The sequence below is a fragment of the Paraburkholderia sp. IW21 genome (assembly GCF_041321145.1).
GTDB lineage: Bacteria > Pseudomonadota > Gammaproteobacteria > Burkholderiales > Burkholderiaceae > Paraburkholderia.
In genome coordinates, this window is sequence record NZ_JBGGWA010000004.1 from 261230 (window position 1) to 274644 (window position 13415).

General features: G+C 63.1%; 12 protein-coding genes. 10 read left to right on the forward strand and 2 right to left on the reverse strand.

Translation table 11 applies throughout. The features are described from left to right. Window positions 1–14: 14 nt before the first annotated feature. From tldD to ACAX43_RS11635, 4 genes are all read left to right on the forward strand, one after another. Complete coding sequence (gene tldD, locus ACAX43_RS11620) at window positions 15–1481, forward strand: metalloprotease TldD (protein ID WP_370708540.1); 1467 nt, start codon at window positions 15–17, stop codon at window positions 1479–1481. Between the two features lie 403 nt (window positions 1482–1884). After that, a complete protein-coding gene (aroG, locus tag ACAX43_RS11625; protein WP_370708541.1) occupies window positions 1885–2958 on the forward strand; it encodes a 3-deoxy-7-phosphoheptulonate synthase AroG in 1074 nt (357 codons plus the stop codon). Between the two features lie 196 nt (window positions 2959–3154). Then, window positions 3155–3493, forward strand: coding sequence for a type II toxin-antitoxin system RelE/ParE family toxin (locus ACAX43_RS11630; protein WP_370708542.1), 339 nt, complete (start codon window positions 3155–3157; stop codon window positions 3491–3493). Between the two features lie 3 nt (window positions 3494–3496). Then, window positions 3497–3829 (forward strand): helix-turn-helix domain-containing protein, encoded by a 333-nt coding sequence (locus ACAX43_RS11635; RefSeq protein WP_370708543.1) that lies wholly within the window; start codon window positions 3497–3499, stop codon window positions 3827–3829. A gap of 88 nt (window positions 3830–3917) precedes the next feature. On the opposite strand, the gene hmpA is transcribed toward ACAX43_RS11635, so the two are convergent. Further along, complete coding sequence (gene hmpA / locus ACAX43_RS11640; protein WP_370708544.1) at window positions 3918–5123, reverse strand: NO-inducible flavohemoprotein; 1206 nt, start codon at window positions 5121–5123, stop codon at window positions 3918–3920. A 99-nt stretch (window positions 5124–5222) separates the two neighbouring features. After that, window positions 5223–5777, reverse strand: a complete 555-nt coding sequence (locus ACAX43_RS11645) for a cob(I)yrinic acid a,c-diamide adenosyltransferase (RefSeq protein ID WP_370708848.1) — start codon at window positions 5775–5777, stop codon at window positions 5223–5225. A gap of 223 nt (window positions 5778–6000) precedes the next feature. On the opposite strand from ACAX43_RS11645, the gene ACAX43_RS11650 reads away from it, so the two are divergent. The 6 genes from ACAX43_RS11650 to proC all read left to right on the forward strand — a co-directional run bounded on the left by ACAX43_RS11650 (window position 6001) and on the right by proC (window position 13325). After that, on the forward strand, window positions 6001–7416 hold the full coding sequence (locus ACAX43_RS11650) for an FAD-linked oxidase C-terminal domain-containing protein (protein ID WP_370708545.1): 1416 nt from the start codon (window positions 6001–6003) through the stop codon (window positions 7414–7416). A 110-nt stretch (window positions 7417–7526) separates the two neighbouring features. Beyond that, the gene (locus ACAX43_RS11655) at window positions 7527–9020 is read left to right on the forward strand and encodes an FAD-linked oxidase C-terminal domain-containing protein (protein ID WP_370708546.1); all 1494 of its coding nucleotides are present in this window, start codon (window positions 7527–7529) and stop codon (window positions 9018–9020) included. Window positions 9021–9290: 270 nt separating this feature from the next. After that, a complete protein-coding gene (glcE, locus tag ACAX43_RS11660; protein ID WP_370708547.1) occupies window positions 9291–10379 on the forward strand; it encodes a glycolate oxidase subunit GlcE in 1089 nt (362 codons plus the stop codon). An 8-nt stretch (window positions 10380–10387) separates the two neighbouring features. After that, entirely contained in the window at window positions 10388–11614 is a 1227-nt protein-coding gene (gene glcF / locus ACAX43_RS11665; RefSeq protein ID WP_370708548.1) for a glycolate oxidase subunit GlcF, read from the forward strand. 148 nt (window positions 11615–11762) lie between these two features. Then, window positions 11763–12461 carry a YggS family pyridoxal phosphate-dependent enzyme gene (locus tag ACAX43_RS11670; protein WP_370708549.1) on the forward strand — a complete coding sequence of 233 codons (699 nt, stop codon included), beginning with the start codon at window positions 11763–11765 and terminating at the stop codon, window positions 12459–12461. A 48-nt stretch (window positions 12462–12509) separates the two neighbouring features. Next, complete coding sequence (gene proC, locus ACAX43_RS11675; RefSeq protein ID WP_370708550.1) at window positions 12510–13325, forward strand: pyrroline-5-carboxylate reductase; 816 nt, start codon at window positions 12510–12512, stop codon at window positions 13323–13325. Window positions 13326–13415 lie beyond the last annotated feature (90 nt).

The window sequence follows — 13415 nt, forward strand, 5'->3', positions numbered from 1 at the left end:
AGAACATACTTCGCATGAATATCATCGAACCCGGTATCCGTAATCTCGCCACCGCCAAGGACATCCTCCTGACGCCCTACGGTCTCGACGAATCCCTGCTCACCCGCACGCTCGCCGAAATCTTCACGCATCGCATCGATTACGCGGACCTGTATTTCCAGGCGACCCGCAGCGAAGCGTGGAGTCTCGAAGAAGGCATCGTGAAATCGGGCAGCTTCAGCATCGACCAGGGCGTCGGCGTGCGCGCCGTGTCGGGCGACCGCACGGCGTTCGCGTATTCGGACGACCTGTCGCCCGAAGCGATCCGTCAGGCGGCCATCGCCACGCGGGCGATCGCCAAGGCCGGCGGCGGCAAGCAGAAGATCAAGGTGGCCTCGTCGCTGACCGGCATCGCCGGGCGCGATCTGTACCTGCCATCCGACCCGCTGCATTCGCTCGACGCGACCGCCAAGGTCAAGCTGCTCGAGCGCGTCGAACAGATGGCGCGTGGCCGCGATCCGCGTATCCAGCAGGTGATGGCAGGCCTCGCCGGCGAATACGACGTGGTGCTGGTGGCGCGCAGCGACGGCGGCTTTGCAGCCGACATCCGTCCGCTGGTGCGGGTGTCGGTCACGGTGATCGCCGAACAGAACGGGCGCCGTGAAATCGGCAGCGGCGGCGGTGGCGGCCGCTTCGACTACGGCTACTTCACTGATGACGTGCTGTCGAGCTATGTCGACGACGCCGTGCATGCGGCGCTGGTGAACCTCGACGCCCGCCCGGCTCCCGCCGGCGCGATGACCGTCGTGCTTGGACCGGGCTGGCCCGGCGTGCTGCTGCACGAAGCGATCGGCCACGGTCTCGAAGGCGATTTCAACCGCAAGGGTTCGTCGGCGTTCGCAGGCCGAATCGGCGAGCAAGTCGCCGCGAAGGGCGTCACGGTGGTCGATGACGGCACGTTGCCGAATCGCCGCGGCTCGCTGAACATCGACGACGAAGGCAATCCGACCCAGTGCACGACGCTGATCGAAGACGGCATCCTGAAGGGCTACATTCAGGACACGCTGAACGCGCGCCTGATGAAGATGCCGGTAACAGGCAACGCGCGCCGCGAATCGTACGCCGCCCTGCCGATGCCGCGCATGACCAACACCTACATGCTCAACGGCGACAAAGACCCGCAGGAAATCATCGAATCCGTGAAGAACGGCTTGTACGCGGTGAACTTCGGCGGCGGCCAGGTCGACATTACGAACGGCAAGTTCGTGTTCTCGGCTTCCGAGGCGTACATGATCGAAAACGGTAAAGTCACCTACCCGGTCAAGGGCGCGACGCTGATTGGCAGCGGCCCGGAATCGCTCAAGTACGTCAGCATGATCGGCAACGACATGAAGCTCGATTCGGGCGTGGGCGTGTGCGGCAAGGAAGGCCAGAGCGTGCCGGTGGGCGTCGGCCAGCCGACACTGCGGATCGACCGGATGACGGTCGGCGGCACCGCCTGATTTTGATGAAAACGCATACTTCGTGCATACAATGCTCGAAGTATGCGGATTTACCGCATTTTTACACCCCACAGCTTGTCAGCTGAGCCTGCACGGGTTATAAAGTCACTCACCCTTTTTGACCAGCGACCTATTTCGCCATGTCCGCCAAGTTTTATTTTTACTTTTTTTGGCATCTCAGACCGCTGGCGGATCGAGAGGGGTGTTAGTGCACGCAAGACACCAGGAATTCACGAAAACCGCCAGCTAGCCTGGCGGTTTTTTTTCGCCTCAACCCTTTAAAACTTTTGTCGTTGAAACCTTTTTGATTGTTGTCCGCCCTGGCATCGCTGCCTGATCGTTGTCTGATCGCAGCCTTCGTTGCCCGTGCGAACACGCTACGAACCGATTCAGGAGAACAACCATGCCCCCGCACAATACCGACGATGTCCGCATCCGCGAATTAAAAGAACTCACGCCGCCCGCTCACCTGATCCGCGAATTCGCCTGCGACGAAACGGTGTCCGACGTGATCTACAACTCGCGCACTGCCATGCATCGCATCCTGCACGGCATGGAAGACCGTCTGATCGTCATCATCGGACCGTGCTCGATTCACGATACGAAGGCGGCGATGGAATACGCCGGGCGTCTGATCGAGCAGCGCAAGCGCTTCGCCGGCGAGCTCGAAATCGTGATGCGCGTGTACTTCGAAAAGCCGCGCACGACGGTGGGCTGGAAGGGTCTCATCAATGACCCGCACATGGACAACAGCTTCAAGATCAATGACGGTCTGCGCACTGCGCGCGAACTGCTGTTGCGCATCAACGAACTCGGCCTGCCGGCCGGCACCGAGTACCTCGACATGATCAGCCCGCAGTACATCGCCGATCTGATCTCGTGGGGCGCGATCGGTGCGCGGACGACCGAATCGCAAGTGCACCGCGAACTGGCATCGGGACTGTCGTGCCCGGTCGGCTTCAAGAACGGCACGGACGGCAACGTGAAGATCGCCGTCGACGCGATCAAGGCCGCCTCGCAGCCGCACCATTTCCTGTCCGTCACGAAAGGCGGCCACTCGGCGATCGTTTCAACCGCCGGCAATGAGGACTGCCACATCATCCTGCGCGGCGGCAAGGCACCGAACTACGATGCGGACAGCGTCAACGCCGCGTGCGCCGATATCGGCAAGGCCGGTCTCGCTGCGCGCCTGATGATCGACGCGAGCCACGCGAACAGCTCAAAGAACCACGAGAACCAGATTCCGGTGTGCGCGGACATTGGCCGTCAGATTGCTTCGGGTGACGAACGGATTGTCGGCGTGATGGTGGAATCGCATCTGGTGGCGGGCCGTCAGGATCTGCAGGAAGGCTGCGCGCTGACGTACGGCCAGAGCATCACCGACGCGTGCATTGGCTGGGACGAAAGCATCGCCGTGCTGGAAGGTCTCGCCGAAGCGGTCAAGCAACGGCGCGTAGCACGCGGCAGCGGCAATTAACAGCCACGACGCGCATCCGCGAGATCGCTGTAGCAGCTTCAACGGAAACCCGGCTCACCGAGCCGGTTTTTTTTTAGCCGAACGGACGAATGGTGCTCTGTGAGCCGCCTCTGTACCGTAACAACTCGTTGCCGGGTCGAATACGACTTGACCAGGTTGGGTGTTGCGTATAAAATTTTGTACATCAAAGGCGGCTATGGAGCAGGAAAAAGAAATTCGCTGGATGGGCTCCAGCTATCACGATTTACTCGCCTTTCCCGAAGAGCCGCGTCGTCGGGCAGGATTTCAGCTTGGCAAGATTCAGGCAGGACTGGACCCGGACGACTGGAAACCGTTTGATTCGGTCGGCGCCGGAACGCGGGAGATTCGCATCAGGGAAGCTGACGGCATTTACCGCGTGATGTATATCACCAAGTTCGTGGAAGCGTTGTATGTGCTGCATTGCTTCCAGAAGAAAACGCAGAAGCTAGGACCGCACGACAGAAAGATTGCCGAGGCGCGGTACCGCGCCATCATCAATGATAGGAAAACTTAACAAATGACGATCGACACAAAAATCCGTCACGTAACCAAGCCCGGTGCAAACCTGTTCCTCGAACTCGGCTTTTCTGCCGAGGAAGCGAAGCGCCTGCATGCCGCGTCGCAGAAACAGATCAACGACACGCGGCTGCTCAAGGAACAGTTAATGACCGAGTTGTCCAGCTGGATCGAACAGCATCACCTGAAACAGGCCGAGGCAGCCGAAATTCTGATGGTGTCGCGTCCGCGCATATCCGACGTGGTTAACAAGAAGACCACCAAGTTCACCATCGATACGCTGGTCGAAATGATGAGCCGGATCGGCAAGCCGGTCACGTTGGCGGTGGGTTGAGGCGCATGGCGCGCCTCCCCCGCTTTTCGCGTGCTTTGACACGCGGCTCGCCATGCGCTCCTGCGTTGTCAATCTACTGATTTACCGATTACTGAACTACGCCTGAACCGAACACCTCGGTGTGAATCCGCCCCGCATCCACCCCGAGCGTGACCAACGCCTCGCACTGAGCACGCATGAACGGCAACGGTCCGCAGATGTAGTAATCCGCATCGGGCACGATCAGCTTGTGGGTGATTTTCGCCACATCGAGTCGGCCTTCGAAGTCGTAGTCGGCGCCGAGACGATCGCTCGCTTCAATCGCTTCGTAGAAGACCGCGCGCGTGACATTGGGATGCGCTGCAACCGTATCGTTCAGCCACTGCCGGAACGCGTGCACGCGGCCATTGCGGCAGGCATGCACGAAGGTCACGCTGCGCTCGCTCTGATCGGCGAGCAACGTGGACAACATCGAGGTCATCGGCGTCACACCCACGCCGCCGCTCATCAGCACCACAGGCGTCATCTTCTTGCGGTCAAGCTTGAAGTCGCCCATTGGCGCGCTCACATGGACCACCGTGCCCACTTCCACACCATCGTGCAGCAGGTTCGACACGTGGCCGGGCGCCGTGTCTTCGCAGCCGGCCTCACGCTTCACCGAAATACGCAGCCATTTGCCGTTCGGCGCATCCGACAAGCTGTATTGCCGCGGCTGATCGACGCCTAGTTCATCTACAAAGCGCTTCACGCTCAGATACTGGCCTGGTTCGAAACCGCAAGCCGGCGAGCCGTCTGCCGACGTCAAATAGAACGATGTGATCTCATCGCTCTCCACTTCCTTGCGCGCGACCTTGAACGGCCGGAAGCCGCTCCACGCCGCGCCTTCGTAGAGCTTTGCCTCCGCACCGACGAAGATATCGGCGAGTTGCCCATACGCGGCTTCCCACGCGCCGAGCGTCTCCTGATCGACTGCGTCGCCGAGCACATCGGCAATCGCGCCTAGCAGGTGGCGTCCCACGATCGGATACTGTTCCGGCCGGATATTCAGACTCACGTGCTTTTGGGCGATGCGCGAGACTGTCGGGCCCAGCGCGCCGAGATTATCGATATTGGCCGCATACGCATACACCGCCTTCGCGAGCGTTTCCGGCTGACTGCCGCTCTTCTGGTGAGTCTGGTTGAACACGTTCTTCAACTCAGGATGCTGCGCGAACATGCGCTTGTAGAAGTGCTTGGTGATGGTCGTGCCGTGCACGGCGAGCACCGGAACGGTGGCTTTGACGCGGGCGATCTGGTCGGCGGTAAGAGCGGTCATGGCTACTTCTCCTTAAAGATTCATTTAGAATACATTTTTAAGGAGAAATTTCACCCCAGACAAATTGTCACAGGGCTCAAAGCGGCCTGCAGAGCGGTTCTAGCCCGCGTTTCGCTCGTGCTGCCACAACACGTCGCTGCCGCCGTCCGCGCGATTGAGCACGCGCGCCAGCACGAACAACAGGTCGGATAGCCGGTTCACATACTGGCGCGGCGCCGGGTTGATCGTCTCGCTCTCACCCAGCGCGACGATCGACCGTTCGGCGCGCCGACATACCGTACGGCACACGTGCGCAAGCGCGGCCGCGCGAGAGCCGCCCGGCAAGATGAATTCCTTCAATGGCGGCAGGGTCGCGTTGTAGTCGGCCAGCCAGTCGTCGATCTGGCCGAGGTGCGTGTCGGTAATCATCGTATGACCGGGGATGCAGAGTTCGCCGCCCAGGTCGAACAGGTCGTGCTGAATCGCGACGAGCGCCGCCCGCACCTTGTCGGGCAGCGTTTCGCAAAGCAACACACCCAGGTTCGAATTGAGTTCGTCGACGTCGCCGATTGCGGCAATGCGCGCACTGTCTTTGCGCACGCGGCGGCCGTCGCCGAGACCGGTGGTGCCGTCATCGCCCGTACGGGTGGCGATCTTGCTCAAGCGGTTGCCCATGATGTCTCCCATGCATTTTCATTCAGTGACGACGCGTCGCGTGGCGCCGGCAACTCCATCCGGCGAATCCACCCGATGCCACCGCGTTTATCCATATTGCGCGCATCGTGAGGTCGCCGTCATTATAGGAGCGACGGTCGGCCTCGACGCCGGCCCGCAAGCGATCGGCGTAAAATGGAGCATAAGCTGTAGAACAGTTCCGCCCCAATATCAGGAGACATGCGTGAACCATCCCGTGCCGCCGGCCCCGCTGCGCCGACCGTTTCCCGCCGAGTTGCTGACCGCGCTCAAAGCCGCTTTCGGCGAACGCGTATCCACGGCCGAGGCTGTGCGCGCTCACCATGGCCGCGACGAATCGCCGTTCGATCCCCAACTGCCCGACGCCGTCGTATTCGCGCGCAATACGGAAGACGTGCAAACCATCGTCAAGCTGTGCGGCCAATACGACGTGCCGATCATCCCCTACGGCACCGGGTCGTCGCTCGAAGGGCATCTGCTGGCGGTGCAAGGCGGCGTGTCGATCGATCTGTCGGAAATGAACCGTGTTTTATCGATCAACGCCGAAGACCTCACCGTCACCGTCGAGCCTGGCATCTCGCGCAAGCAGGTGAACGAAGCGCTACGCGACACCGGCCTGTTTTTCCCGATCGACCCGGGTGCTGACGCGAGCATCGGCGGCATGTCGGCCACGCGCGCCTCGGGCACCAACGCCGTGCGCTACGGCACGATGCGCGAGAACGTGCTCGGCCTCACCGTGGTTCTCGCCGACGGCCGCGTGACCAGGACCGGCACGCGCGCGCGCAAATCATCGGCGGGCTATGACCTCACGCGTCTGTTCGTCGGCTCGGAAGGCACGCTTGGCGTGATTACCGAAATCACCCTGCGCCTGTATCCGCAACCGGAGGCGGTCTCGGCTGCGGTCTGCACGTTCCCGTCAATGGGCGATGCAGTGCGAGCGGTCATCGAAACGATCCAGATCGGCGTGCCGATCGCACGCGTCGAATTCGTCGACTCGCTCGCAATCCGCTCGATCAACCGTCATTCGAATCTGACGTTGCGCGAGGCGCCCACGCTCTTCTTCGAGTTCCATGGCACCGAAGCCGGTGTGAAAGAGCAAGCCGAACTGGTGCAGGAAATCGCCGCGCAGAATGCCGGCGAAGGTTTCGAATGGGCGACGCGGCCGGAAGACCGCAGCCGTCTGTGGAACGCGCGCCACAACGCCTATTTCGCGATGCTGCAGTTGAAGCCCGGTTGCCGCGCCGTCACGACCGATGTGTGCGTGCCGATCTCGCGCCTGGCGGAATGCGTGGTGGAAACGGAGCAGGATTTGAAGGAATCTCCGCTGCCCTGCCCGATCGTCGGCCATGTCGGCGACGGCAACTTCCACGTCGCGATCCTGATCGATCCGAACAAGCCGGAAGAGCTCGCCGAAGCCGAGCGCCTGAATCATCGCATCGTGCAACGCGCGCTGCGCATGGACGGCACCTGCACAGGCGAGCACGGCGTCGGCCTGCACAAGATGAACTTCCTGCTCGAGGAACACGGTGAAGTCGCCGTCGATACGATGCGCTCCATCAAACATGCGCTCGATCCGCGCAATCTGATGAACCCGGGCAAGATCTTTTCCTGGGCAGCTTGAGGCGTCATCAACGCTTAGCTTAGTTGCGGCAGCGGCAGTGGCAAAAGCCGCTGCCGCGCAATCCGACTCGAACGGGCGCGCAGAGTAAAAGGCACCAGGAGACAACTCACATGAATGCCCCCGCTGAACTGACGGCCGAAGTTCTCGCCCAGCGCCAGCGCGAAGTCGTGCAGGCGCTGATGGCCGTGCTGCCTACGCATTGTCTGCTGTATCGCGAAGAAGACACGGTCGCCTACGAGTGCGACGGCCTCGCCGCCTATCGGCGGTTGCCGCTCGCCGTCGCGTTGCCGGAAACGGAATCGCAGGTGCAGCGCATCGTGCAGATCTGCCACCGGCTCGACGTGCCGATTGTGCCGCGCGGCGCCGGCACGGGTTTGTCCGGCGGAGCAATGCCGATTCGTCACGGCGTGGTGGTGTCGCTCGCGCGCTTCCGGAAGATCGTCGAAGTCGACTCGTACGCGCGAACCGCGACGGTACAGCCGGGCGTGCGCAACCTGTCGATTTCCGAAGCCGCCGCGCCGTACGGCCTTTACTACGCACCGGATCCGTCGTCGCAGATCGCCTGCACGATCGGCGGCAACGTGTCGGAGAATTCCGGCGGCGTGCACTGTCTCAAGTACGGCCTCACCGTACACAACGTGCTGCGCGTGCGCGCGGTGACCATGGAAGGCGAAATCGTCGAATTCGGTTCGCTCGCGCCCGACGCGCCGGGGCTCGATCTGCTCGCTGTACTGATCGGCAGCGAAGGCATGTTCGCGATCGTCACCGAAGTCACCGTCAAGCTGATCCCGAAACCGCAAACGGCGCAGGTCATCATGGCCAGTTTCGACGACGTCGTGAAAGGCGGCGAGGCGGTTGCCGGCATCATTGCAGCGGGCATCATTCCGGCCGGTCTGGAGATGATGGACAAACCGGCCACGCGCGCCGTCGAAGAGTTCGTCAACGCGGGCTACGACCTCGACGCGGCAGCAATCCTGCTGTGTGAATCGGACGGTACGCCTGAAGAAGTCGCCGACGAAATCGTGCGCATGACCGCTGTACTGCGCGAACAGGGCGCAACCCGCATCCAGATTTCGCGCTCCGAAAGCGAACGGCTGCGCTTCTGGTCCGGGCGCAAGAATGCGTTTCCGGCCGCCGGCCGCATTTCACCCGACTACTACTGCATGGACGGCACCGTGCCGCGCCGCAGTATCGGGCCGCTGCTCGCGCGCATCGAAGTCATGGAGAAGAAATACGGCCTGCGCTGCATCAACGTATTCCACGCGGGCGACGGCAACATGCATCCGCTGATTCTGTTCAACGGCAACGATATGGATGAGTGGCACCGGGCTGAGGCCTTCGGTTCCGACATTCTCGAAACGTGCGTCGAACTGGGCGGCACGGTGACAGGCGAGCATGGCGTCGGCATCGAGAAAATCAATTCGATGTGCGTGCAGTTCTCGCCCGAAGAGCGCGACGCGTTTCACGCGGTCAAGCGCGCCTTCGACGCGCCCGGTTTGCTCAACCCCGACAAAGGCATTCCCACGCGAGCACGCTGCGCCGAGTACGGCAAGATGCATGTGCGCGGGGGCTTGTTGCCGCATCCGGACCTCCCGCGGTTTTAAGGCGCCTGCGGGGTTGCCCGCACGGGCGCCTCACGCGGGGGCGCTGCCGGCACGACCGCCATGCCGCCACAACTCGCCCACATAGCGGGAGCCCCCACGCCCGCTCCACCCTCGGTTGGCCCGGCCTTTCCGCACCGTCGACGTAACGCGCATATTCCGCGCCGCGCCTGCTTCCCCACTCCCACCTGATTACCCGATGCGGGTCCGCTCCGGGTTGCCAGCGGGCCCCCGCCCGGTACAATCAACCGAAACACAACGAAGCAGGGCACCATGGAAGAGGACGACATCGTCGCCGTTTGGTCTGAACGCGTGGGTTCGGCCAGCGCCGAAGGGCGCACATTGCGTATCCGTGGCGGGGGCACCAAAGACTGGTACGGTCAGACGCTGGAAGGTGACATCCTCGACACGCGCGCTTATCGCGGCATCATCGCCTACGATCCGGCCGAACTGGTCATCACGGCGCGCGCGGGCACGCCCCTGCTGGAGATCGAAGCCGCGCTCGCCGAACACGATCAGATGCTCGCCTTCGAGCCTCCGCACTTCGGGCCGCAGGCTACCTTCGGCGGCTGCATCGCGGCGGGCATCGCCGGTCCGCGCCGCCCTTCTGCCGGTGCCGCGCGCGACTTCGTGCTCGGCGCCGTCATCATGAACGGCCAGGGTCAGACGTTGCATTTCGGCGGCCAGGTGGTGAAGAACGTCGCCGGTTATGACGTCTCCCGTTTGATGGCAGGCTCGCTCGGCACCTTGGGACTGATCCTCGAACTGTCGGTCAAAGTGCTGCCGCTGCCGCAGGCCGAAACCACCCTCAAATTCGATATGAACGGCACCGACGCGGTCCGCAAGCTCAACGAATGGGGCGGCCGGCCACTGCCGATCACGGCTAGCGCGTGGCGTCACGGCACGCTTGCCGTGCGGATGGCCGGCGCGGAAGCCGCGGTCAAAGCGGCACGCCTCGCGCTCGGCGGCGAAGTCGTCGATGCCGTCGAGGCGGACCGCTTCTGGGCAGGCCTGCGCGAACAGACCGACTCGTTCTTTGCGGCGATTCCGCCCAAGGCCGCACTGTGGCGCCTCGCGCTGCCGTCGATCACCGAACCGCTGCAACTGCCCGGCGCGCAATTAATGGAATGGGGCGGCGGCCAGCGCTGGTGGATCACCGACACCGACGCGCAAACCGTGCGCATCAGCGCCAAGCAGGCCGGCGGGCACGCCACCATGTTCCGCACGGGCCACGGCTACGACCGCAGCGCCGGCGTGTTCACGCCGCTGCCCGCGCCGCTGATGAAAATCCATCGCGGCCTGAAAGCCGCCTTCGACCCGGCCCGCATCTTCAATCGCGGCCGCCTCTACCCCGACTTCTGAGCGACGCGATGCAAACCAACCTCGCGGACTTCATTCGCAACACGCCCGATGGTGACGAAGCCGACGCCATCCTGCGCAATTGCGTGCATTGCGGCTTCTGCACGGCGACCTGCCCGACCTATCAGATACTGGGCGACGAACTCGACGGCCCGCGCGGGCGCATCTATCTGATCAAGCAGATGGTGGAAGGCGCCGCGGTCACGCGCAGCACGCAAGTTCACCTCGACCGCTGCCTCACTTGCCGCAACTGCGAGACCACCTGCCCATCCGGCGTGCAATACGGCCGGCTGGTGGAAATCGGCCGCAAGATCACCGAGGAAAAGGTCACGCGTCCGCCGGGTCAGCGGCTCATGCGCCGGTTACTCGCGAGCTTCCTGCCGAACAGCGCGTTGTTCACGCCGACCATGCGCCTCGGTCAGCACGTCCGCCCGCTCCTGCCGAAGAAACTGCGCGACAAGGTACCGGCGCGGCAGCGTCCGCTCGAATGGCCGACCGCGAAACATCCCCGCAAGATGCTGATGCTCGCCGGCTGCGTGCAACCGTCGATGATGCCGAACGTCAACGTCGCGACCGCGCGGGTGCTCGACGCGCTCGGCGTCGAAACGTTGATCGCGCCCGAGGCCGGCTGCTGCGGCGCGATCCGTCTGCATCTGGGCTACAACGACGAAGCGCTCGACGACCTGCGTGCCAACATCGACGCGTGGTGGCCGTATATCGAACAGGGTGTGGAAGCGATCGTGATGAACGCGTCCGGCTGCGGCGCGACGGTCAAGGAGTATGCGCATCTGTTGCGCAACGATCCCGCGTATGCGGAGAAGGCGCGCCGAGTGACCGAATTGACGCGCGACGTCGCGGAGATCCTGCCGGAATTCGAAGAGGCGCTCGTCGCCGTGACGCGCCGCCGCGCGATCCATACGGTGGCGTTCCATCCGCCCTGCACGTTGCAGCATGGTCAGCAGATACGCGGCAAGGTCGAACATCTGCTGGCGGCGCTCGGCGTCGAAGTGCGCCTGCCCGCGGACAGTCATCTCTGCTGCGGCTCGGCCGGCACTTATTCGCTGACGCAGCCGAAGCTCTCTTACGCGCTGCGCGATCAGAAGCTCGAACGGCTGCAGGCGCAGGAGCCGCAGGTGATCGTGTCGGCGAATGTCGGCTGCATCGCGCATCTGCAAAGCGGCACGTCCACGCCGGTCGCGCACTGGATCGAACTGGTCGAGCACATGCTGTCGGCTTGAGGCGATCGTTTCGGACATAAGTCCCGCATGTGGCTTGCAACACGTCACGGCTCATCGCCTCCGCCCTGGCCGCAGGCCGCACGTCGTAAGACAACTGCGTCCGTATAATTCGATACATCGCCTTTCGCAGGACTTCCGGTTCCGTTCCATGCCCGATCTGATTCACAACCTCGAAGCGGTGCAGCAGCGCATCGCCCTCGCCGCGCACGTGGCCGGCCGCGACGCGCGGTCAATCACCTTGCTCGCGGTCTCGAAGACGTTTCCCGCCGAAGACGTGCGCGCCGCCTACACAGCCGGCCAACGCGCGTTCGGTGAGAACTACGTGCAGGAATCCATCACCAAGATCGAAGCGCTGGCCGATCTGCGTGAATCGCTCGAATGGCATTTCATCGGACCATTGCAATCGAACAAAACGCGGCCGGTCGCCGAGCATTTCGACTGGGTGCATTCGGTCGACCGGTTGAAGATCGCGCAGCGGCTGTCGGAGCAACGCCCGGACAACCTGCCGCCGTTGAACGTATGCCTGCAGGTCAACATTAGTGGCGAAGCGTCGAAAAGCGGCGTGAGCATTCCCGAGGCCGTGGAAGTCGCGCAGGAAATCGCCGCGCTGCCGAAGCTGAATCTGCGTGGCCTGATGGCGATCCCGGAACCGGCCGGCAGTATCGACGAGCAACGTGTGCCGCATCGGCAACTGCGCGAGCTGTTCGAGCGTCTGCGCAATGACGGGCTCGAACTCGATACGCTCTCGATGGGCATGTCGAGCGACCTCGAAGCCGCCGTACTGGAAGGCGCGACGATCGTGCGCGTGGGCACCGCGATCTTCGGTGCGCGAGATTACTCTAACTGACCCTGTCGGCCTTTCCCCGGCGCCTGACGGGACATCTTTCGGAACATCATGAAAATTGCTTTTATCGGCGGTGGCAATATGGCTGCCGCGTTGATCGGCGGCCTCATCAAGCGCGGCGTGGCACCCACGGATCTTTACGCGATCGACCCTAACGAAGACGCACGCAAACGCAATGAGCAGCAATTCGGCATCAAGACCGGCGCCGCCGCGGACGCCGCGCTCGCGTCGTACGACGCCGTCGTACTGGCGGTGAAGCCGCAGATCCTGAAGAGCGTCGCTGAGGCACTGGCGCCGCATCTGAAGGCGTCGCAACTGGCGGTCAGCATCGTCGCGGGCATTCGCATGGACGACATGTCGCGCTGGCTGAACGGCCATGCTCGCATCGTGCGCGTGATGCCGAATACGCCGGCGCTGATCGGCATGGGCGTGACGGGCCTCGTGGCGACCGGCAGCGTCGACGAAGCGGGCCGCGCGCTTGCGTCGCAGGTATTGGGCGCGGTCGGCGCAACCGTCTGGTTCGACGACGAAGCGAAGATCGACGCGGTGACCGCGATCTCGGGCAGCGGGCCGGCCTACGTGTTCTATTTCATCGAAGCGTTGCAGGAAGCCGCGCGCCAACTCGGCATGGACGAAACGCAAGGCCGCGCGCTCGCAGTCGCGACCTTCACCGGCGCGGCGCAACTGGCCGCGAACTCGGAAGAGCCGCCGAGTCTGTTGCGCGAACGGGTGACGTCGAAGGGAGGAACCACGGCGGCCGCGCTGACGTCGTTCGACGCAAGCGGGATCAAGGATGCGATCGTGCGCGGCGTGCTCGCGGCCGACGCGCGCGCCAAGGAAATGGGCGACGAGTTCGGCAAGCTGTAAGCGCGATTAGCGGGTGGCGGTAGGCCGTCCGCCGTGCGCAAGTCAGGAAAGGAATACGCTGAAGGACGCTGCGCTCCGGATCAATCCGAG

Excerpts from the sequence above, each read along its gene's own strand:
- ACAX43_RS11670 (WP_370708549.1), top strand. The coding sequence starts at position 11,763 with ATGCCCGATCTGATTCACAACCTCGAAGCGGTGCAGCAGCGCATCGCC.
- proC (WP_370708550.1), top strand. The coding sequence starts at position 12,510 with ATGAAAATTGCTTTTATCGGCGGTGGCAATATGGCTGCCGCGTTGATC.
- ACAX43_RS11630 (WP_370708542.1), top strand. The coding sequence starts at position 3,155 with ATGGAGCAGGAAAAAGAAATTCGCTGGATGGGCTCCAGCTATCACGAT.
- ACAX43_RS11645 (WP_370708848.1), bottom strand. The coding sequence starts at position 5,777 with ATGGGCAACCGCTTGAGCAAGATCGCCACCCGTACGGGCGATGACGGC.
- aroG (WP_370708541.1), top strand. The coding sequence starts at position 1,885 with ATGCCCCCGCACAATACCGACGATGTCCGCATCCGCGAATTAAAAGAA.
- ACAX43_RS11635 (WP_370708543.1), top strand. The coding sequence starts at position 3,497 with ATGACGATCGACACAAAAATCCGTCACGTAACCAAGCCCGGTGCAAAC.
- hmpA (WP_370708544.1), bottom strand. The coding sequence starts at position 5,123 with ATGACCGCTCTTACCGCCGACCAGATCGCCCGCGTCAAAGCCACCGTT.
- tldD (WP_370708540.1), top strand. The coding sequence starts at position 15 with ATGAATATCATCGAACCCGGTATCCGTAATCTCGCCACCGCCAAGGAC.
- glcF (WP_370708548.1), top strand. The coding sequence starts at position 10,388 with ATGCAAACCAACCTCGCGGACTTCATTCGCAACACGCCCGATGGTGAC.
- glcE (WP_370708547.1), top strand. The coding sequence starts at position 9,291 with ATGGAAGAGGACGACATCGTCGCCGTTTGGTCTGAACGCGTGGGTTCG.
- ACAX43_RS11655 (WP_370708546.1), top strand. The coding sequence starts at position 7,527 with ATGAATGCCCCCGCTGAACTGACGGCCGAAGTTCTCGCCCAGCGCCAG.